The following is a 20589-nucleotide window of genomic DNA, read 5'->3' on the forward strand; positions in this document are numbered from 1 at the left end:
CTCTCACTTTCTGATCAGGTCGCGGGGAAAGCTGGTGAAGGTCTCGACTCCGGTGGCACTCACCCGAACCGACTCGGACAACTCGAATCCATAGCCGTCCATCCACATGCCGCAGACGATGTGGAACGTCATGTTCTCTTCGAGGATCGACTCGTCTTCGGTGCGGATGCTGATGGTGCGTTCACCCCAGTCCGGCGGATAGCCGATACCGATCGAATAGCCCAGACGCGAATGCTTCTCGAGGCCGTACTTGGCCAACGTCCAGTTCCAGGTGGACGCGAGTTCGCGGGTCGGAACCCCGGGAGCGATGGCTTCGAGGACGTTGTTGAGCCCTTCGGCGGTCGCGCCGGCGACGTAGTCGACGTCCTTGTTCACCGGGCCAAGGGCCACGGTCCGGGCGAGTGGGCAGTGGTAGCGATTGTGGGCTCCGGTCAACTCGACGACCACCGCCTCACCGCTGATGAACGTGCCCTGGTGCCAGGTCAGATGCGGGGTGTCAGCAGCAGCGCCCGTCGGCATCATCGGGACGATGGCCGGGTAGTCACCACCGAACTTGTCGGTGCCGGTGATTTGCGCCTGCGAGATCGCCGCTGCCGCATCACATTGCCGGACGCCGATGTCGATGGTGTCGATGGCTGCGCGCATGGCTTCCGAACACACCATCCCCGCTTGACGCATGAGCTGGATCTCCGCGTCGGACTTCACCGATCGCACCCAGTTCACCAACTCGAAGCAGTCGACCAGCTTCCATTCGGGGATTGCGTTGAACAGGGCCCGGTAGGCCTTGGGAGAGAAAAAGTGTGAATCCATCTCCATGCCGACCGAACCGCCACGTGACGCCGGGGCGATGAGGTGGCGTTGGCGCAGAGCGAATGCCACCCAATCGAAAGGATGCACGTGTGGGCGGTGCACGTAGCTCTCGGGATAGCCGACGATCTGCTCGGCAGGCAGCCACGTGGTGCGATGCGCACCGTGGGCATCCATCTCCCTGGCGAAGAACACCATCTCGCCGTCCATCGGGACGAACAGCATCTGCGGGGTGTAGAACGACCAGGCGTTGTAGCCGATGAGGTAGAAGATGTTGGCCGGGTCCGTGACGATGATGGCCGACAGACCCTGCCGATCCATCATCGTCCGAACGTTCGCCAGCCGGGTCTCGTATTCGGCATCGGTGAACAGCTGTGATCCGAGGTACATGCTTCTTCACACCTCCTTTGGTCGTGGTCGTTTCTGGTACGGGCCCTCTACGTGCGGGGGATTGCCAGATACTTGATCTCGAGGAACTCGTCGATCCCGATCTTGCCGCCCTCTCGACCGAGCCCGGATTGTTTGACGCCACCGAACGGGGCTGCCGGATTCGACACGAGACCGGTGTTGAGTCCGACCATGCCGACCTCGAGCGCCGAGGACACGCGGAGTCCACGATCGATGTCCTGGGTGAAGAGGTAACCGACGAGCCCCCACGGGGTGTCGTTGGCGAGCGCGACGACCTCGTCCTCGTCGTCGAACGGAATGATCGGTGCGACGGGCCCGAAGATCTCGGTTCCCATCAGATCGGAGTTCGGGTCGACTCCCGACAACACTGTCGGCTGATAGAAGTATCCGTCTGCAGCGTTGCTTTCGCCACCGCAGATCATCGTTGCGCCGCGTTCGACGGCGTCGGCCACCAGCGACCGCACTTTGTCGACTGCCTTCTTCTCGACCAGCGGTCCGACATCGGTGCCGTCGACGGCACCGTCGCCGACAGTCAACGCGCTCATCCGTTCGGCGAGTTTGCTGCCGAACTCACCTGCGACGCTGCGGTGTACGAAGATCCGGTTGGCGGCGGTACATGCCTCACCCATGTTGCGCATCTTCGCGACCATGGCGCCGTCGACGGCCTTGTCGATGTCGGCGTCGTCGAAGACGAGGAAGGGGGCGTTGCCGCCGAGTTCCATCGATGTGCGCATCACCGACCGCGACGCCTGCTCGAGCAGGAGTTTGCCGACCTGGGTGGAGCCGGTGAAACTGACCTTGCGGGCCAGTCCGCTGTCCATCCAGGTCTCGACGACCGAACCTGGATCGTCGGTGGTGACGACGTTGAGCACTCCCTCAGGAAGACCTGCCTCCGTGAGGATCTCAGTCAGCGCGAGGATGGTGAGTGGGGTCAGCTCTGCCGGCTTGAACACCATGGTGCATCCGGCCGCGATGGCGGGCCCGATCTTGCGGGTGCCCATCGCGAGAGGAAAATTCCAGGGCGTGATGAGGATGCACGGACCGACAGGTTCTCTCGTGACCAGGATGCGGTTCTTGCCGTCCCCGGTGGTGGTGTGATCGCCACCGATGCGGACGGCCTCCTCGGAGAACCAGCGGAAGAACTCGGCGGCGTACGCGACTTCACCTTTGGCCTCGGCCAGCGGCTTTCCCATCTCGGTGGTCATGATCAGCGCCAGGTCGTCCTGGCGATCGAGGATGAGCTCGTACGCGCGTCGCAGGATCTCGCTGCGTTCGCGGGGAGGGGTTGCAGCCCAACTCTTCTGATGTGCCGCTGCGGACTCGATCGCGGCGGTGGCATCGGCGTTCCCGCCTTTGGAGACGGTGGCGATCACCTCGCCCGTGGCGGGGTTCTCGACCTCGAATGTCGCGCCGTCTGCTGCCGGGACCCAGTTCCCGTCGATGTAGAGCCCCGTGGGTAGTGCACCGATGAGGTCGGCAGCCCGGCTCTTGCGGTCGGTGACGGTGGACGCTGTCATATCGAACCTCCTTGTTCGGCGACGTGTGTCGCGGTCGCCTGCTGTGTCGTCTGTGGGATGAGCAGAGCGGGGTCGAGCAGTTCGGCCAGATGGACCGACTGCACATCGGGAATGGTGTCGTCGGTGGCGGTCAGGTGCTGTACGGCCATGGCGCAGCTGAAACCGTCGGTCAGGACCGGGGTATCTGCGACGCGGCTGCGTAGCGCCGGGGCCAGAGCTTGCTCGGAGACGCCCATGCTGACGTCGTAGTGCCCCTTTTCGAAACCGAAATTACCTGCAACGCCGCAGCAACCATCGGCCTGGTGCACGGTCGCGGCGCCGAGTCGCTTCAGGACCGCGGGCTGGGTATTGGGTCCGAACGACGCGTATTCATGGCAGTGGGTTTGCACGGTGACGTCGGTGGGCAATGGCACCGGCGGCACCCAGCCGTCGTCGAGCAGATGTCCCACCTCCACGGCGAAGCTGCGGACCCGGGCTGCGACGCGCCGGGCGGCGTCGGTGTGCACGAGTTCGGGCAGATCCTTGCGCAGGGCGGCGGCGCAACTCGGCTCGGGCACCACGATCGGCCGGTCGGTGCCGTCGTCGAGCGCGGCAGCCGTGCGAGCCAGCACCTTTCGGGCATGTCCGAGTTGCCCTGTCGAGATCCAGGTGAGCCCGCAGCACTGATCGGCTTCACAGCTGACGGTGCGGCCCGCGCTGCCGAGGACGTTGGCCGTCGCCGCTGCGACGTGCGGTCGAAAGGCCTTGGTGAACGAATCGACGAAGAGCACGGTATCGGCGGACGGGTCGGTGTGCAGTCCGACCATCCCCGCACGGACCTGTTTCCGTCTGGCGAAGGCGGGCATGGTGCGTCGGGGATCGATGCCTCCGGCCTTGGCGGCCAACGTCGACAGTTTGCTCGACAGCGTCTTGTTGATCAGCGGCGCCAGTGTGCCCGCCACTGCGAGCCAGGCCGGCATCCAGCCCAGCGAATAGTGCGACAGGGGGCGCATCCGGCCGCGATAGTAGTTGGAGAAGAACTCCGACTTGTAGGTCGCCATGTCGACGCCCACCGGACAGTCGGTCGAGCACGCCTTGCATGACAAGCAGAGGTCGAGGGCTTCGCGCGAATTCTCGTCTCGCCAGCCAGATTTGATGTCAGGTGCGGTGCGCACCATTTCTTGCAGCACGCGGGCACGCCCGCGGGTGGAGTCCTTCTCGTCCCGGGTTGCGCGGTAGCTCGGGCACATGACACCGCCGGAGTCCGAACGGCAGCGGCCGACGCCGATGCAACCTTGGACGGCATGGATGAAGGGGTCGAGGCCCGGTTGTCCGTCGGCGCCCACCCCAGGGGTTCCGAGGTCGAAGCTCGTCTGCCACCGACGATTCGGCACGTCTGCGAGGACCAGGTTCTCATCGAGCGGTTCCGGGTCGACGATGCTGCCCGGGTTGAGGATGCCGGTCGGATCCCAGATCTTCTTGAAGTCGCCGAAGGCCGAGATCATCTGCGGCGAGTACATGATCGGCAGCAACTCCGACCGCGCACGACCGTCGCCGTGCTCTCCCGACAGCGAACCGCCGTGTGCGACCACCAACGCGGCAGCGTCGGTGCAGAACGCCCGCATGACGGCCCGACCTTCCGCGCTCCGTAGGTCGAAGGTGATGCGCACGTGCATGCAGCCGGCGCCGAAGTGGCCGTACATGACGCCGGTCAGCCCGTGGTGATCGAGCAGATCGGTGAAACCCTCGAGGTAGTCGGCGAGGTTCTCCGGCGCGACCGCGGAATCCTCCCAGCCGGGCCAGGACTCGTAGGTGCCGCCGTGCCCACCCTCTTCGGGGTTGATCTCTTCGGAGCTGACGAGTCGCGACGAGAGCCCGGCACCGTCCTCCCGAACGCGCCAGAGCGAGATACGCTGCGCGGGATCGGGAACGGTGCGACCGTCGACGAGGCGCCCGTTGGCCCACAGTTTCTCGAGCAGATCAGCCGCGGCCTGTTCGACGTCCACGGCGCTTTCCTCGTCGAGGTCGATGTAGAGCCAGGCGTTGCCGTCGGGCAAACCCGCCACCGAGTCGTCGCCGCGCCGAGCCCGCATCGTCTGCACGATCCGTTCATCGATGCCCTCGATGGCCGACGGCGCGAACTCGAGCAGGGTGGGGACGTCGCGGGCAGCATCGACCACGTTGCGATATCCGAGGCACAAGAGCAGTGCGCGGGTGGGAGCGGTGACGAGACGGACCCTGGCGGACACCACGATGGCGCAGGTGCCTTCGGTGCCGACCAACGCTCGGGCGACGTCGAAACCATTCTCGGGCAGTAGTTTACCCAGATGATATCCGGAGACCTGGCGCGGGATCTGCTCCATCTCGGTGCGCAGGGCGCTCAGGTTTGCCGAGGTCAGCTCGCGCATTGCCGCTGTCAGCTCCGCGGCCCGCGCCGCAGCGGCACCGTCGGACGGATCGGTTGCCACGAGTCCGTCTCGTAGGGCGGTCAGCCGTAGCCCTTCGGCGGTCACCAGATTCAGGGACTCGACGTGATCGGTGGTGCGGCCATAGCGCACGGAGTGGTTGCCGCACGCATCGTTGCCGATGGCGCCTCCGAGGGTGGCACGCGACTGACTCGACGGGTCGGGTGCGAACGTGAGGGCGCCACCGGTGGCGCCCCGCACCTCTCGCTGGAGAGTGGTCAGGACGATGCCTGACTGGGCCAGCGCAGTTTTTCCCTCGGGGTCGACATCGAGCACCTTGTCCATGTAACGGGAGAAGTCGAGCACGACTCCTTTCCCGATCGCGTTGCCGCCCATGCCGGTACCACCGCCACGAGCGGTGAGGGTGAGGCCGTTGCGGTGACAGTAGGCGGCGACCGAGGCCACGTCCTGATCGGTGCGCGGGAACACCACCACCAGTGGCGTGAGCCGATAGTTGGAGGCGTCGTAGGAGTATTCGGTGAGACGGCGCGATGAGGCGTCGGCGCTCAGTCCGAGCGCCTGGAGGTCGGCGCTGATGCGAGTCCCGGTCGATGCGGGGTCCATGACCCTCGCTACCCGAGGGCCGCGGTCAGCGCCGCTTCAAACCTGTTGAGGCCGGTGGCCATTTCCTCTTCGGTGACAACCAGTGCTGGGATGAGCCGCACGACGTTGCCCATGGGACCGCACGTGAGGGTGAGCAGCTTCTCGGGTATCGCAGCCTGCTGAACCGCGGCAGCCGCGACCGCATCGGGCTTGCCGTCGCCATCGATGAACTCGATGCCCGCCATGAGGCCGAGGCCGCGGACGTCACCGATCTGCGGAAACTTCGGGGCCAGCTCAGACAGGCCACGCAGCATCTGGTCACCGCGTATCCGTGCGTTCTCGACCAGGTTCTCCTCGGCGATCACCTGCAACGTCGCGACCCCGGCCGCGGCAGCGACCGCGTTGCCGCCGTACGTGCCGCCCTGCGATCCCGGCCAGGCCTTGGCCATCAATGACGTCGGGGCCGCGATGGCCGAGATCGGGAAACCGGAGGCGATGCCCTTGGCGGTGATGAGGATGTCGGGGATCAAGCCTTCGCTGTGCTGGTGTCCCCAGAACTTGCCGGTACGGCCCACACCGGCTTGCACCTCGTCGAGGATCAGGATGATGCCGTGTTTGTCGGCGCGCTCGCGCAGCCCGGCCAGGAACGCGGGCGGGGTCGGGAGATAGCCGCCGTCGCCGAGCACCGGCTCGATCAGGAACGCGGCGGTGTCGTTCGGTGCGACACGGGACGCGAACAGATAGTCGAGCTCACGTAAGGCGAACGCGACCGCGGTCGCCTCGTCCCAGCCGTAGCGGTACGCGTAGGGGAACGGCGCCATGTGGACCCCGCCCATGAGCGGGGAGAAGCCTGCCGAGAACTTGGTGCCTGCGGTGGTCAGCGTCGCCGCGGCCACGGTGCGACCGTGGAAGCCGCCCTGGAAGACGACGATGTTCGGGCGTTCGGTGGCCATCCGGGCGAGCCGGACCGAGGCCTCGACGGCCTCGGATCCCGAGTTCGCGTAGAAGACGGAGTCGAGCCCGGCCGGCAGGTGCTCGCCGAGCTTGTCCGTCAGCTCCAGCAACGGCTTGTGCATCACCGTCGTGTACTGGGCGTGAATGATCTTCCCGCACTGCTCTTGTGCGGCAGTGACGACCTTGGGATGGCAGTGACCGGTGCTGGTGACGCCGATGCCGGTGGTGAAGTCCAGATAGTCGATGCCGTCGGTGCCGTGGATCCACGATCCCTTCGCATGATCGACCACCACCGGGGTGGCTTGTTTGAGGGCAGGGCTCAGGGTGGCGGAACTCATGGCTACACGGTGACTGTCGATTGCACGATTGTCAACAATTAGACAGTCGATCCCGGGAGGCCGGAGCACGTGCCCTAGCGTGGGGCGCATGGGAACTGCGAAAACGAAGCCGAAAGTCGTGATCTTGGGTCGTGACGGACTCGAGAACCCGGGCAATCTGCAGCAGCTCAGGGACGTCGCCGAGGTGCGGCTCGCCACCACCGCCGACCTCGGTGAAGCGCTCGGCGCCGACGGTGGCGCCGACGTCCTGATGCTGTGGGACTTCTTCTCAGCGGCGTTGCGGGACAATTGGGACAACGCGCAGGCACTGAAATGGGTGCACGTGTGCGCGGCGGGCGTCGACGCGATGATGTTCGACGAGTTGCGTGCATCGTCGATCACGGTCACCAATGCCCACGGAGTCTTCGACGGGCCCATCGCGGAGTTCGTCCTCGGCTCGATCATCGCCCAGGACAAACAGTTCCACCTGTCCAAGAAGTATCAGCAGGTCAAACATTGGGAGCGGCGCGACACCATCCGCACCGCCGGTCGCAGCGCGTTGGTCATCGGTACCGGGGGAATCGGCAGGGCCGTCGCACGGCTGCTGAAGGGCGCGGGACTGGAGGTCACCGGTGCGGGCCGCACGGCGCGGGCCGAGGACCCCGACTTCGGCACGGTATTGCGCACCGACGAGTTGGCGACCTACGCAGGCGAGTTCGACAACATCGTGACCATCGCGCCGTTGACCGAACAGACCGCCCGGATGATCGACGCCGAGGTACTCGCGGCCATGAAGCCGTCAGCGCACCTGATCAATGTCGGGCGCGGCCAGCTGATCGACGAGCCTGCTCTGATCGCCGCGCTGCGCGAGGGGCAGATAGGTGCCGCCAGTCTCGACGTCTTCGAAACCGAACCTCTCCCCGCCGACAGCCCGTTGTGGGACATGGAGAACGTGCACATCTCCGCCCACATGAGTGGTGACGTGGTCGGTTGGCGCGATGAACTCGCGGACTTGTTCCTGACGAATCTTCAGCGCTACGCGGCGTCCCAGCCACTGGCCAACGAGGTGGACAAAGACGCTGGATATGTCCGCGTCATCCCGGCTCAGGGCTGATCCCACCTGTGCCCCGGCCCGGCGCAGTCAACATGTTGTGCGCGTGTTTCGGCTATTCACAGGCCGATCTCAGACTCGGCTTCTATGTTCGGACACGTGTCGCAATCCCAACCGCGTTCGACGAGGGTCGTGACGTTGTTGTGTGTGGCGGGGCTGGCAGTGGCCGGCGTGGCCCTCGGATACTGCATCCACCTCGGGGCGCAGCGCAGCGACTCCGACCAGGCGTCGACGCAGATCCAGTACGTGAGTCCCAGTGAGGTCGCGCCGAACCAGGCGGGCCTGACCGCGGTCGAACCGTCGGCCGAGGCAGTGCCCGACGACCTCGACACCGAGCGGTCGAAGGTGGTGCTGTGCACCATCGACAAGATAGAAGCCGGTTCACTGTCCGTGCACACCGCGGACGGTCGTAAACACCACCTGATCCTGAGCCCGGACGCCCACGTCCAATCCACGCGAGGCGACACCGTCGATGTCCTCGACGTCGGCGACCTGGTGGTCGTGAGGGTGATCAAATCGAACGGCGAAACCACCGCTGACCTCATCGTCGACGGCCGGGTGTCGGGCTCGATCCCGGAGAATTAGCGAAGCGTCAGCCGCTCGACTCCGATTCGGACGCCCCACGGTAAGCTGACCAGTGATGACTGCCGTCTACTTCCTGATCGCCGCTGTTGCGTTGGCCGGCGCCGTGGCGCTGCTCCTGCTCGACCGCAGGCGCACCACCGGCGTGCGCCGTGAGCGCGCCGTCTGGGGAGATCAACACGGGTTCAAATATCGCGAAACCGACCCCGAGCTCAAGTCTGAGTTCGGGCGGGCCGCGATGGACGTACCGGACCATGTCGCCGTGCAGGATCTGGCGTACGGCACCTACTACGGCGAGGAGACGCTGGTCTTCGACCTCGCCGACACCGCAACCGTCGTAGCGATCCGGCGCACCACGGAGTCGAATGTGACCATCGACATGCGGCACGAGAAGACACTCGCACCCACCGAGGACGACGTCGAACTGCTCGGGGCGATGGGCAGGCGCGTGATGTTCTCGAGCCACCTGGATGTGGCCCGGCGGGTCTGCGACCGGCGCATGGTGGCGCTCGCGACGAATGCTCCCGACTACATCCAGATCCTGTGGAACGAGGGCGCCTGGTCGCTGGGGTCGATGCCGATCACCAATGACCCCGAGCGCCTGGACACCGCACTCGAAACCGTCCGACGCTTCACCGATCTGCTGCGCGTCCTGCCACCGATCGTCGACCCCCAGGGCGCGCCGGATCCCCGTGATCCGTCGAGTCCGACCGGTCGCTCGCGGCAAGGTCTCGCCGAGCCTCGCACCGAGAACATCCGTCGGGAGGACCTGCCGCAGCGCGCAGCGCGTCCCGCACCGTGGGATTCCGGTGCGCACGCACGCAATTCCGGCCCCATCGGGCGCAGTCCGGTCCCACCGGTCGGTGGATCCGGGCCGATCCCACGTCAGCCCGGCCCCACATCGCCCCAACCCGGGCAGCCGGGAGCACGCCGAGCAGGAGGACCCCAGTGAGCGATCGTGACCGGTTGTCGGACTTGGTCAAAGAGCTCGCCGTCGTCCACGGGAAAGTCACCCTGTCATCAGGTGCCGAAGCCGACTACTACGTCGACCTGCGCCGCGCGACGCTGCACCACGAGGCGTCGCCGCTGATCGGCCGGCTGCTGCGCGAACTCACCGCCGACTGGGATTTCGAGGCGGTCGGTGGACTGACATTGGGCGCCGATCCGGTGGCGACCGCAATCATGCATTCGCCCGGCCGCCCCATCAACTCGTTCGTGGTACGCAAGACCGCCAAAGCCCACGGAATGCAACGGCAGATCGAAGGCCCGGACATCGTCGGCAAACGAGTTCTCGTCGTCGAGGACACCACCACGACCGGCAATTCGCCGCTGACCGCGGTGCGCGCGCTGCGTGATGCGGGCGCCATCGTGGTGGGGGTTGCGACCGTGGTGGACCGGGCGACCGGCGCAGACGCCGTCATCGCAGCCGAGGGTGTCGAGTACCGGTCGCTGCTGGGGCTGAGCGACATCGGCCTGAGCTGAGTGGGCCACGAGGCCGGTCCCCCCGAATCTGGTCGACCCGAATCCGGTCCGACCGAGTGGGGTGAGCCACTCGTAGGTGTGGGTCCATGGACCGAAGAACACCGGGGCGAGATCCCTGACGACCCACACTACGACCCGCAGTTGCTGGCCGAGGGTGACCGTCGCAACGTCGTCGACCGGTACCGCTACTGGACGCGTGAGGCGATCGTCGCCGACCTCGACACCCGGCGGCATCCGTTTCACGTGGCCATCGAGAACTTCGGTCACGACGGCAACATCGGCACGGTCGTCCGGACCGCCAATGCCTTCCTGGCCGAGGCGGTCCACATCGTCGGAAGGCGGCGCTGGAACCGGCGGGGCGCGATGGTGACCGATCGCTATCAACATGTTCTGCACCATGATTCGGTGGAGGCGCTGATGGTGTGGGCCCGCGAGAACGGACTGGCCGTGGTCGCGGTGGACAACACCCCGGGGTCGGTGCCGCTCGAAACCGCGGATCTCCCGCGGCAGTGTGTACTGCTGTTCGGGCAAGAAGGCCCGGGTATCAGTCCGGACGCTCAGAAGCAGGCCGACCTGACCGTGTCGATCGCACAATTCGGGTCGACCCGCTCCATCAACGCCGGTGTCGCGGCGGGTATCGCAATGCACGCCTGGGTGCGGCAGCATGCGGACGTGGACCAGGCTTGGTGAGAGCTGTCAGTAGATGTAGTCGTCGCCGCTGGCGCGTACCGTGATGTCGCTGATGCTGATGCCCCACGGTTGATCGATGACGTAGACAACCGATTTCGCGAGCTCGACAGGGGTCATCGCCCAGTACTGGACGTTGTCCGGGTCGGCCTCTGCCGGATCGAGGTCACCGCTGGCGAACTTCGCTCCGCTACTCAGGTAGTGCGCGCTGCGGTTGCCGACCAGGCCGAGCAGGGCGGCCTCGTTGACCACGGCGCTCGCAAGGTTGGTGCCGGGGACGCCCGTCGGTTTGACCGTGGTGACCTTGATCTTGCCCTTGGCCTCGATACGCAGTGAGTCGGAAATGGTGGTGACGGCGGCCTTGGTTGCGCTGTAGACGCCGGAACCCTCGATGCCGGCGTTGCCGTAGATCGACGAGATGTTCACGACCTGCCCACGACCCTGCGAGATCATCTGGTCGTAGACGGCCGAAATGCCGTTGACGACACCCTTGATGTTGATGTCGATTGCCTTGTCCCAGCCGCGCCAGGCACTGGCGTGGTCGGCGAAGTACGCCAACGGCATGATGCCTGCGTTGTTCACGAGAACGTCGACGGCGCCGAACTTCTCGACCGTGAAGGCAGCCAGGCGATCCATCTGTTCCTTGTCGGTGACATCGGTGACCAAGTACTCGGCGATGTTGCCCGCGGCGCGGATCCCCTCGACGGTCTCTGTGAGGCCCGCCTCGTTGATGTCGGCTCCGACGACTTTGGCCCCGGCCGCCGACGTCATCTCGGCGACGAGCTTGCCGAATCCGCTTCCTGCGCCGGTGATGACGATGACCTTGTCGGCGATGTGGTTGGTGCTCAAAATGATTCCTGACTCTTGTGGGCGGATCAGATGATGTTGATGGTGTCGAGGACCGGCGAGACGAACTCGCGGTCCCCGGTGATCGTCACGGCATGGCGCCAGTCACTGCGCTTGGTCGACCAGCGCAAGAAGTCGACGGTCGAGGACGTCGCCACGTCGGCGGGCAGGTCTGCTGCCACGTCGACCAGAAGGTGGTCGCCACCCCAAGAGATGACGAACGAGCGGGCGCCGGGACCGGTGAGGTCGAAACCCAGTGGCCGGGTGAGGGGCTCACGAAGTGCGTCGGCATACATGTTCGGCAGTCCCGCGAGCATCCAGTCGAGAGCAGGCCCGACGCGTGCGGCGTCGACGTCGATGGCCGTGCGATCGAGTGGTCCGTGGGGTGCGAGCAGGTCGGACGTCAGATGCACCAGGTGGTCGAACGCGAAGGCGTTGCTCAGTTCTGCGAGGCGATAGGTACCCAGGTCGGCGAGGGGGATGGTCGCCTCGGAATATTCGGGCCCCTGCAGCGCGGCGAGTGTCGCGAGCGCAGCGTTCGACTGGGCCTGGTAGTAGTCGACCGCCTCCGCTGCGGTCCAGTGCCTACGCTCGTCGACGAGCGCATCGTTGAGACGCTCGGAGGTCGACGGTGCGTTTTCCGGCATCGTCATCTCGGGGTCTGCGATGAGGTTGCAGAACGTACCGAGGTGCACGATGACGTCCTGCACCCGCCAGCCGACAGCGGCGCTCTCGAGTTCCCACTCGTCGGCACTCAGGCCGTGAGCGAGTTCGGAGAGCTCCTTCATGAGTGATTCGGTGGCGGCTACGCCTTGGAGTGACATGTTTCCTGCTTTCTCGACGAGGTCGGGCAGAAGTCGAAGCGGTGGCCGGCGTCTGGATTGCGCGGCGACTCCGCTTCTCACGCCCGGATTGCAGCCAACTACCGAACGAGCGATCTGTCAACCGGCCGAAACAACGGGTCGATGACCCGTGTGATTGTCCGCGGTCGGCCACGATCGGCACTTTGACAAGCGTCTGAGGGCGGATTACCGTCGGAAATGTGGCGGGCCACACACCTGCTCCGATGACGCCCGGGTGTTCAGGAAAGCTGAACACCGCAGTAACTGAACGACCTCGCCGGATCTGTCCGGCCCCGCGGCTCGCCGATAGAGAAAGTTGGACCCAGTGGAGTACTCGTACCCGAAACTGTTCATCGGTGGACGTTGGCAGGAGCCGTCGACCACCGACGTCCTCGCTGTCCACTCCGCTGCCACCGAGGAGCAGATCGGTCAGGTGCCGGCGTCGGCGCCCGCGGATGTCGACAACGCTGTCGCGGCGGCCGGCGCCGCTCTTGTCGACCCTGCCTGGGCGGGTATCTCACAGGCGGCGCGTGCCGACCTGATCGAACGGTTCGCGGACGCCGTCGACAAGCGTGCGGACGAGCGGGCGACCATCGTGTCGCGGCAGAACGGGATGCCGATCGCGATCGCCGGAATGGCCGAGGGACCCATGCCCGCGTTGCTGCTCCGCTACTTCGCGGGGCTGATCCGTGACGCCTCCCTGGAAGAGCGACGCGTCGCGTTCCCCGGCCCGGGCACCACGGTGGTCCGCAAGGAGCCGGTCGGCGTGGTCGCCGCCATCGCCCCGTGGAACTTCCCGTCGGTACTCGCAGCTTTCAAGATCGCCCCGGCGCTCGCTGCCGGATGCTCGGTGGTCCTCAAGCCTTCCCCGGAGACCGTCCTGGACTCCTTCCTGCTGGCCGATGCCGCCATCGAGGCGGGATTGCCTGCCGGAGTCCTGAACGTCGTGACCGGCGGTCCCGACATCGGCAAGTACCTGGTGGCGCACGAGGGTGTCCAGAAGGTCGCGTTCACAGGATCGACGGCTGCCGGTCGCCAGATCGGCGAGGTCTGCGGACGACTGCTGCGCCCGGTCACCCTGGAGCTCGGAGGCAAGTCCGCGGCACTCATCCTCGACGACGCCGACATCACCTCGACCGTCACCGGTTTGGCGACCGCCTCTTTGCTCAACAGCGGCCAAACCTGTTACATGTCAACGAGAATCCTTGCCCCCAAGGGTCGCTACCAAGATTTCGTCGACGCGATCACCGCGATGGTCGGCTCGCTGCCGGTCGGTGACCCGCTCGATCCCTCTACCTTCATCGGGCCCCTCGTCAGCGAGAAACAGCGTGACCGGGTGTTGTCCTACGTCGATGCCGGACGCAACGAAGGTGCGACCTTGACCACCGGTGGTGGCCGGCCCAGCGGACTCGACCGCGGATGGTTCGTCGAGCCGACCGTCTTCGCGAACACTGACAACACCACCACCATCGCCCGTGAGGAGATCTTCGGGCCGGTGCTGACTGTCATGCCTTATGACGGCGAGGCAGAGGCCATCTCGATGGCCAACGACTCCGAGTTCGGACTCGGCGGCACGGTGTGGACAGCCGACCCCTCTCGCGGACTCGATGTGGCCCGTCAGATCCAGACCGGATCCTTTGGCGTGAACAGCTATGCGCTCGACTTCGGGTCGCCGTTCGGTGGGGTCAAGTCGAGTGGACTCGGGCGTGAACTGGGCCCTGAGGGCCTGGCCGCCTATTACAGTCTGAAGTCGATCTTCCTCGCCGAGTGATGGGTGCTCCCAGCGACCAGGAAGTCGGCCGCCGGATCCGGACCCATCGTGAACGACGGCAGGTCTCGCTGCGGGAGATGGCGCGCCGCCTCGACGTCAGTCCGGCCACGTTGTCGGCGCTCGAAAACGGCCGGACCGCGGTGAGCGTGAGCCGGATGTTCGCTGTCAGTGAGATTCTCGACATTTCGGTTGCTGAACTGTTCGACGAGGACGGGCTGGTCGGTACGATTGACTTGCCGATGAGCACGGCCACCGTCGCGGGATGGCGTGAATACGGGCCGACACCGAACGACCCGATCCTGGATGCTGCGCTGGTGTGCATCATGGCCAAGGGGTACCACGGTTGCTCTGTCAGGGACATCGCCGAAGCCGCCAACCTCAGTGTCCCTGCGCTCTATCACCATCATGCGAGCAAACAAGCCATGCTGTATTCGCTGATGGACGCCACGATGACCGACCTCATCGGCCGGATGACGGCAGCGCGCAATGACGGCGGTGATTGTGCGGCACAACGTTTCGCCCTGATGGTCGAGTGCTTGGTGCTCTATCACACCTATCGCCGCGAGCTGTCGTTCGTGTGCGGTAGTGAGATGCGCAGCCTCGAGCCGGTGAGCCGGGCGAGTATTGCTGCCAAAAGAACTGCAGTGCAACGACTCGTCGACATCGAGGTGCTGGACGCAGTCGACGCAGGTGAGTTCGGGACGACGCAACCGAAGGAGTCGTCCCGGGCCGTCGTGACGATGTGCATGAGCGTCGCCAACTGGTTCCGGCCGGACGGGCCTGCCAGACCGGCGGACATCGCACGTTCCTACACGCAATTTTCCCTGGACATCGTGCGGGGCACAATGTCGACCGACCCCCGGAAAGGAGCCCTCTGATGTATCCGGGCGCTCATTCGATCTCCAGTCCGGACAAGCCGGCAGTGATCATGGCCGGCACGGGCGAGGTACTCACCTACGCCGACCTCGAGAGTCGTTCGGTGAAGCTGGCCAGGTACTTCCGGTCACTGGGACTGCGGCGCGGCGACCACGTCGCCCTCCTCAGTGACAACAACCCACGTATCTTCGAAACCTACTGGGCGGCAATGCGGTCGGGCCTCTACCTGACCGCGATCAATCGGCATCTGACGCCGGCCGAGGTCGCGTACATCATCGAGGACTCCCAGGCGACGGGCCTTGTCGTATCTGCGTCTCTGGGTGCGCTCGCCGGCGAGATCGTGGCCTCGACACCCGATGTTCTCCACCGCTTCTCGTTCGGCGGGACGGTGGCCGGACACGTCGACCTCGACGAGGCGTGCGCAGACGTCACCGACGATCCGCTGGATGATCAACCTCGCGGTGCCGACATGCTGTACTCGTCCGGCACGACCGGAAAACCGAAGGGCATTGCGCCTTCCCTGCCGGATCGACAGGTGGGCGACGAGGGCGACACGATGGTGCACATGGTCCGGGACCTGTGGCGAATGGATGCCCAGACCGTCTATCTTTCACCTGCGCCTCTGTATCACGCTGCTCCGCTGCGCACCGCCGCCGCGATCCAGGCCATCGGCGGCACCGCGGTCATCATGGACCGCTTCGATGCCGAGGCCGCGCTCGGCTACATCGAGCAGTACCGGGTCACCCACAGTCAGTGGGTGCCGACGATGTTCGTGCGGATGCTGCGTTTGCCGGCCGATGTCCGCAGCAAGTACGACCACTCCAGCCTCGTCCAGGCCATCCACGCCGCCGCCCCGTGTCCCGTCGACGTCAAACGCGCGATGATCGACTGGTGGGGACCGATTTTGTTGGAATACTATTCGTCGACCGAGCTCGCCGGGATGACCATGATCGACAGTGAGGAATGGCTGCGTAAGCCGGGCTCGGTCGGTCGCGACGGCTGGATCGGTACCGTCCACATCTGCGGCGACGACGGCAGTGACCTGGCGGCAGGAGAGGTCGGCGTCATCTACTTCGAGCGGGAGACCATGCCGTTCGAGTATTTCAATGATCCCGCGAAGACGAAGTCGGCGCAGCACCCTGAACACGACAACTGGGCCACCACGGGCGACGTCGGGTACCTCGATGAGGATCGGTATCTGTTTCTCACAGACCGTTCGACGTCTCTGATCATCTCCGGCGGGGTGAACATCTACCCGCAGGAGATCGAGAACGTCATGACCGGACACGAGTCGGTCCTCGACGTCGCCGTGATCGGTATCCCGGACGAGGAGATGGGAGAGACGGTTCTGGCTGCAGTCCAGACCGTGGACGGCGTCGACGGAACGTCAGAACTCTCCGAGGAACTCCTGCGGTTCACCGGCGAGCGGCTCGCGCGGTTCAAGGTCCCTCGCTCGCTGGTCTTCGTCGACAGCCTGCCCCGCACCCCGACGGGCAAACTCGTCAAACGCGACCTCAAGACCCAGCTCGTCGGCTGACGTTCGGTCCGCGCACAAAAGCACCTCGTTAGGTCATATGCACACGTTCAAACGTGTGCATATGACCTAACGAGGTGCACCTGATGTCAGGTGGGGGAGTCCGACGGCGCCTCGGTCGCGGGTTGCGGCTGATCTCCGCGGCGGCGGTAGCGCTTGACGATCTCGCTGATGATCGGGAGCACGGAGACGAAAACGATCAACAGGAAGATGTAATCGATGTTCTCCTGGATGAACGTGATCTGTCCGAGCCAGTAGCCGAGCAGTGTCACGCCCGCGCCCCAGACGATCGCGCCGATGACGTTGTAGGTCAAGAACGTCGTGTACTTCATTCGGGCGGCACCGGCGACCAGCGGGGCGAACGTCCGCACGATGGGGACGAACCGCGCCAAGAAGATGGTGATCGGTCCATGCTTCTCGAAGAACTCGTGGGCCTCTTCGATGTACTTCGTCTTGAGGACCTTGGCGTCCGGCTTGAACAGGGAATACCCGAAGCGGTTGCCGAGGAAATAGCCCACCTGGTCACCGAGGAACGCGGCGATCGGGATCGTCACCAGCAACACCCACAGCGGGGCGAAGGGTTCGATCTCGGACGACTTCGCGGCCACGATCAGGCCGGCGGTGAAGAGCAGGGAGTCGCCGGGCAACAGCGGGAACAGCAATCCGGACTCGATGAACACGACGAGCAGCAAGCCGCCCAACATCCAGGTCCCGAACGAATTCAGCAGGTTGACCGGGTCCAAGAACCCAGGCAGTAACGCCACTTCAGTGGTGGTCTGGGCAAGCACAGTCTCGATCACAGGGCCCAAGGGTACCGGTTGCAGCTGTCCGAATCCCAAACCGTTGATCCGGGGGGCACGGCAACCGGACACACTTGCCATACTTGGGCGGAGAAAACAACGAACCGCAGCTGGAGGACATATGCCCATCGCAACGCCCGAACAATATGCACAGATGCTCAACGCGGCGAAAGAAGGCGGGTTCGCTTTTCCCGCGATCAACTGCACCTCGTCGAACACCATCAACGCCGCCCTCAAGGGTTTCGCGGATGCAGGCAGTGACGGCATCATCCAGTTCTCCACCGGTGGTGCCGAGTTCGGGTCGGGCCTGGGAGTCAAGGACATGGTCACCGGCGCGGTCGCTCTGGCCGAGTTCGCGCATGTGGTCGCCGAGAAGTACGGCGTGACGGTGGCGCTGCACACCGATCATTGCCCCAAGGACAAGCTCGACACCTATGTTCGTCCGCTGCTCGCGATCTCTCAGGAGCGCGTGGACGCAGGCAAGAACCCGTTGTTCCAGTCACACATGTGGGACGGCAGCGCGGTGCCGCTCGACGAGAACCTGGAGATCGCGAAGGACCTGCTGGCCAAGGCCGCCGCCGCCAAGATCATCCTCGAGATCGAAATCGGTGTCGTCGGCGGTGAAGAGGACGGCGTCGAGAACGAGATCAACGACAAGTTGTTCACCACGGCCGAAGACTTCGAAGCAACCATCGCGGCCCTCGGTGCCGGCGACTCCGGTAGCCGCTACCTGCTGGCCGCGACCTTCGGCAACGTCCACGGCGTCTACAAGCCGGGCAACGTCAAGCTGCGCCCGGAGGTCCTCAAGATCGGCCAGGAAGTGGCTGTGAAGAAGCTGGGTCTGGCCGAGGGCGCCAAGCCCTTCGACTTCGTCTTCCACGGCGGATCGGGCTCACTCAAGAGCGAGATCGAAGAGGCCCTGGGTTACGGCGTCATCAAGATGAACGTCGACACCGACACCCAGTACGCCTACACCCGGCCGATCGCCGGTCACATGTTCGCCAACTACGACGGCGTCCTCAAGGTCGACGGCGACGTGGGCAACAAGAAGGTCTATGACCCCCGCGTCTACAACAAGAAGGCCGAGGCGTCGATGACCGAGCGTGTCATCGAGGCCTGCACCGACCTCAAGTCGACGGGTAAATCCATCAGCGCCTGATCGGCACCTAGAGGAGAACCCCCACCAGGACGGCGACTCCCAACAGCACCAGCGCAGCGGCCGCACACAAGACCGAGGTATCCACCCGGCGGTGTGGCCGCTGTGTCGTTGTGATGCGCGGCGGGTCGAACGGGTACGGATCGGCCGCGGGCGGGAACTGTTGCGCCGGCGGGGCGATGTACTGCTCGGGCCGCTGGACGTAATGCCGGGGTGGGCCCTGCGGGGGATAGGGCGCCGGTCGAGGTGCGGCCTGCGGTGGAGTCGGGCGCCTGACCGGTGCCGGCCCTCGAGGGACCGGATTCGGTTGCGTCGGTGGCTCATACGCGCGCGGCGACGCAGGTGCGGGAGGCCGTTGCGACGCGATGGGCATCGTTGCGGCATTGACGACCCGCTGAGCGGGTCGCTGAGGACGAACCGGTTGCCACGGCGGCCGATCTTCCGGAGAGGACACTCCGAAAGCCTATCTGCCGCGCCCCGCCCGCGTGTCAACATGCGGGCGGGGGGTCATTCGGTCAGTGGTACGCACCTACGCCTTGCAGACTTTCCATTCGCCGTCGATCTTGCTGAGAGTCAGGGCGACATCGAGCTTTTCGTCGGGCGTCGCCGTCTTGAACGCGATCACCTCGACCACGGCGCTGTTTCCGTCTTCGACAATCTTGGACGCCTTGACGCCGTCGACCCCGACCAATTCGTTGTTGGCCTCCTGGATCCGGTGATCTTCGGCGAACTCCTCGTCGGACATCGCCGCAAAACGTGCCTGCGCTTCGCCGCAGGTGATGGAGCGGAGTACGACGATGTCACCGTCGCGAAGCGCCGTCGCGTATTCCAGCGCGGTGTTCGCGGCGACATCGGCAGCGGGTACCGGCTCGTCCTTGTTCGCAGCGGCCACGCCGATTACGGCGGCCACCACTCCGACGATCACGATCAGCGCCGCGAGGCCGATCCACAGGCCTTTCTTGGATTTCTTGGGTGGGCCGCCGGTCGGCCGATCCTGCGGGGTGCCGCCAGGCGCGATGTACTTCGGTGCAGACGGCTCGGCTTTCCACCCGGACTCCGGGGCCGGTCGCTGCTGGGGTCGGGTCGCCTTGGTGACGCTGATCCGCTCGGTTTGTGCGTCGATGACCTCAGTCGGTGCGGAGGAGTCGGTCGCGATCACCTGCGTCTCGGTCTCGTCGGCCGGCGACCCGACCGCCGGCGGTCGTGGCTCCTCGGGTTTTGTCTTCTTCTGGAGGCCGGCCGGCACAGCCGCTGCTGCGATTTCGGTGGTGGGCTCGGCTGTCTCGCCGGCGACGATCGCGGCGGTGTCTGCGTCGGATTCTGCGGTGGCGGTCGATTCCGTTTCGGCGGTGTCGTCGACTGCATCGGTGGCTGCGACCTCTGCGGGCGACGGTTCCGGGGGCAGAGCTTCTGTGGTCTCTGGAACCTCGACAGGCTCTGCTTTCTCGCCGGTCTCTGCTGCCGCGACAGGCTCTGCTTTCTCGCCGGTCTCTGCTGGCTCGACAGGCTCTGCTTTCTCGCCGGTCTCTGCTGGCTCGACAGGCTCTGCTTTCTCGCCGGTCTCTGGTGCCTCGACAGTCGCTTCGTCCTCGACCTCGGCTTCTGCGTCACCGTTGGCTTCGTCGACCCCGACCACGTCGTCGGCCTCAGTTACTTCCTCGGCCTCAGCTACTTTCTCGACCCCGGCTTCCTCGTCGACCCCGGCTTCTTCGTCGCCCCGAGCTTCTTCGTCCGAGATCTGCGGGTTTCCATCGAGCGCGGTGTCATCGTCGGCGGACTCCGGTTCCGCGGAGCCGGGAGCGGCGGCCCCGGATTCGGTCGCCGGAATGTCGGTCGAATCGACGACCGGTTCCGTCGGCTGATCCCGGTCCGGTTCTTCCTGCGACAACTGTTCCCCCTGTGGTGAGTGATC

The 20589-nt window shown here is 65.3% G+C and carries 18 protein-coding genes; 9 read left to right on the forward strand and 9 right to left on the reverse strand.

Annotated elements, in window-relative coordinates; all coding sequences use genetic code 11:
* Positions 1-3: 3 nt before the first annotated feature.
* The 4 genes from DFR67_RS02915 to DFR67_RS02930 are packed head-to-tail and all read right to left on the reverse strand — an operon-like array spanning position 4 to position 7011.
* Positions 4-1197, reverse strand: coding sequence for a M24 family metallopeptidase (locus tag DFR67_RS02915; RefSeq protein WP_084890507.1), 1194 nt, complete (start codon positions 1195-1197; stop codon positions 4-6).
* A gap of 47 nt (positions 1198-1244) precedes the next feature.
* A complete protein-coding gene (locus DFR67_RS02920) occupies positions 1245-2732 on the reverse strand; it encodes an NAD-dependent succinate-semialdehyde dehydrogenase (protein ID WP_110467950.1) in 1488 nt (495 codons plus the stop codon).
* Positions 2729-5740 carry an FAD-binding and (Fe-S)-binding domain-containing protein gene (locus tag DFR67_RS02925; protein WP_110467951.1) on the reverse strand — a complete coding sequence of 1004 codons (3012 nt, stop codon included), beginning with the start codon at positions 5738-5740 and terminating at the stop codon, positions 2729-2731. Before DFR67_RS02925 ends, DFR67_RS02920 begins: the two co-directional genes overlap by 4 nt.
* Positions 5741-5748: 8 nt before the next feature.
* A complete protein-coding gene (locus tag DFR67_RS02930) occupies positions 5749-7011 on the reverse strand; it encodes an aspartate aminotransferase family protein (RefSeq protein ID WP_110467952.1) in 1263 nt (420 codons plus the stop codon).
* Positions 7012-7099: 88 nt separating this feature from the next.
* On the opposite strand from DFR67_RS02930, the gene DFR67_RS02935 reads away from it, so the two are divergent.
* The 5 genes from DFR67_RS02935 (at position 7100) to DFR67_RS02955 (ending at position 10855) form a co-directional block, all read left to right on the forward strand.
* Positions 7100-8104, forward strand: coding sequence for a D-2-hydroxyacid dehydrogenase (locus tag DFR67_RS02935; RefSeq protein WP_110468287.1), 1005 nt, complete (start codon positions 7100-7102; stop codon positions 8102-8104).
* A gap of 96 nt (positions 8105-8200) precedes the next feature.
* On the forward strand, positions 8201-8686 hold the full coding sequence (locus DFR67_RS02940) for a hypothetical protein (RefSeq protein WP_146240350.1): 486 nt from the start codon (positions 8201-8203) through the stop codon (positions 8684-8686).
* A 55-nt stretch (positions 8687-8741) separates the two neighbouring features.
* The gene (locus tag DFR67_RS02945; RefSeq protein WP_211324927.1) at positions 8742-9635 is read left to right on the forward strand and encodes a type III secretion system chaperone family protein; all 894 of its coding nucleotides are present in this window, start codon (positions 8742-8744) and stop codon (positions 9633-9635) included.
* On the forward strand, positions 9632-10165 hold the full coding sequence (gene pyrE / locus DFR67_RS02950; RefSeq protein WP_110467954.1) for an orotate phosphoribosyltransferase: 534 nt from the start codon (positions 9632-9634) through the stop codon (positions 10163-10165). Before DFR67_RS02945 ends, pyrE begins: the two co-directional genes overlap by 4 nt.
* Complete coding sequence (locus DFR67_RS02955; RefSeq protein ID WP_110467955.1) at positions 10166-10855, forward strand: TrmH family RNA methyltransferase; 690 nt, start codon at positions 10166-10168, stop codon at positions 10853-10855.
* Between the two features lie 6 nt (positions 10856-10861).
* Here the strand turns inward: DFR67_RS02955 and DFR67_RS02960 are convergent, their stop codons facing one another.
* On the reverse strand, positions 10862-11701 hold the full coding sequence (locus tag DFR67_RS02960) for an SDR family oxidoreductase (protein WP_110467956.1): 840 nt from the start codon (positions 11699-11701) through the stop codon (positions 10862-10864).
* Positions 11702-11727: 26 nt separating this feature from the next.
* Positions 11728-12522: a maleylpyruvate isomerase N-terminal domain-containing protein gene (locus DFR67_RS02965; RefSeq protein WP_110467957.1), complete on the reverse strand. Its 795-nt coding sequence runs from the start codon at positions 12520-12522 to the stop codon at positions 11728-11730.
* 343 nt (positions 12523-12865) lie between these two features.
* On the opposite strand from DFR67_RS02965, the gene DFR67_RS02970 reads away from it, so the two are divergent.
* Genes DFR67_RS02970 through DFR67_RS02980 form a run of 3 tightly spaced genes read left to right on the forward strand, consistent with a single transcriptional unit; the run spans position 12866 to position 16724 of the window.
* Positions 12866-14311 (forward strand): aldehyde dehydrogenase, encoded by a 1446-nt coding sequence (locus tag DFR67_RS02970; protein WP_110467958.1) that lies wholly within the window; start codon positions 12866-12868, stop codon positions 14309-14311.
* Positions 14311-15189, forward strand: a complete 879-nt coding sequence (locus DFR67_RS02975) for a TetR-type transcription factor C-terminal domain-containing protein (protein WP_110467959.1) — start codon at positions 14311-14313, stop codon at positions 15187-15189. Before DFR67_RS02970 ends, DFR67_RS02975 begins: the two co-directional genes overlap by 1 nt.
* Entirely contained in the window at positions 15189-16724 is a 1536-nt protein-coding gene (locus DFR67_RS02980; protein ID WP_110467960.1) for an acyl-CoA synthetase, read from the forward strand. Before DFR67_RS02975 ends, DFR67_RS02980 begins: the two co-directional genes overlap by 1 nt.
* An 86-nt stretch (positions 16725-16810) precedes the next feature.
* Here DFR67_RS02980 and DFR67_RS02985 read toward each other — a convergent pair whose 3' ends face one another.
* Positions 16811-17521, reverse strand: a complete 711-nt coding sequence (locus tag DFR67_RS02985; RefSeq protein ID WP_110468288.1) for a VTT domain-containing protein — start codon at positions 17519-17521, stop codon at positions 16811-16813.
* A 121-nt stretch (positions 17522-17642) separates the two neighbouring features.
* On the opposite strand from DFR67_RS02985, the gene fbaA reads away from it, so the two are divergent.
* The gene (fbaA, locus tag DFR67_RS02990) at positions 17643-18680 is read left to right on the forward strand and encodes a class II fructose-bisphosphate aldolase (protein WP_110467961.1); all 1038 of its coding nucleotides are present in this window, start codon (positions 17643-17645) and stop codon (positions 18678-18680) included.
* A 7-nt stretch (positions 18681-18687) separates the two neighbouring features.
* Here the strand turns inward: fbaA and DFR67_RS30155 are convergent, their stop codons facing one another.
* Positions 18688-19131 carry a hypothetical protein gene (locus DFR67_RS30155; RefSeq protein WP_146240351.1) on the reverse strand — a complete coding sequence of 148 codons (444 nt, stop codon included), beginning with the start codon at positions 19129-19131 and terminating at the stop codon, positions 18688-18690.
* 75 nt (positions 19132-19206) lie between these two features.
* Positions 19207-20565 carry an Rv0361 family membrane protein gene (locus tag DFR67_RS02995; protein WP_158539882.1) on the reverse strand — a complete coding sequence of 453 codons (1359 nt, stop codon included), beginning with the start codon at positions 20563-20565 and terminating at the stop codon, positions 19207-19209.
* Positions 20566-20589 lie beyond the last annotated feature (24 nt).

It is taken from the genome of Williamsia limnetica (assembly GCF_003217475.1).
Taxonomy (GTDB): Bacteria; Actinomycetota; Actinomycetes; order Mycobacteriales; family Mycobacteriaceae; genus Williamsia; species Williamsia limnetica.

Excerpts from the sequence above, each read along its gene's own strand:
- DFR67_RS02915 (WP_084890507.1), bottom strand. The coding sequence starts at position 1,197 with ATGTACCTCGGATCACAGCTGTTCACCGATGCCGAATACGAGACCCGG.
- DFR67_RS02920 (WP_110467950.1), bottom strand. The coding sequence starts at position 2,732 with ATGACAGCGTCCACCGTCACCGACCGCAAGAGCCGGGCTGCCGACCTC.
- DFR67_RS02925 (WP_110467951.1), bottom strand. The coding sequence starts at position 5,740 with ATGGACCCCGCATCGACCGGGACTCGCATCAGCGCCGACCTCCAGGCG.
- DFR67_RS02930 (WP_110467952.1), bottom strand. The coding sequence starts at position 7,011 with ATGAGTTCCGCCACCCTGAGCCCTGCCCTCAAACAAGCCACCCCGGTG.
- DFR67_RS02935 (WP_110468287.1), top strand. The coding sequence starts at position 7,100 with ATGGGAACTGCGAAAACGAAGCCGAAAGTCGTGATCTTGGGTCGTGAC.
- DFR67_RS02945 (WP_211324927.1), top strand. The coding sequence starts at position 8,742 with ATGACTGCCGTCTACTTCCTGATCGCCGCTGTTGCGTTGGCCGGCGCC.
- DFR67_RS02965 (WP_110467957.1), bottom strand. The coding sequence starts at position 12,522 with ATGTCACTCCAAGGCGTAGCCGCCACCGAATCACTCATGAAGGAGCTC.
- DFR67_RS02975 (WP_110467959.1), top strand. The coding sequence starts at position 14,311 with ATGGGTGCTCCCAGCGACCAGGAAGTCGGCCGCCGGATCCGGACCCAT.
- DFR67_RS02980 (WP_110467960.1), top strand. The coding sequence starts at position 15,189 with ATGTATCCGGGCGCTCATTCGATCTCCAGTCCGGACAAGCCGGCAGTG.
- fbaA (WP_110467961.1), top strand. The coding sequence starts at position 17,643 with ATGCCCATCGCAACGCCCGAACAATATGCACAGATGCTCAACGCGGCG.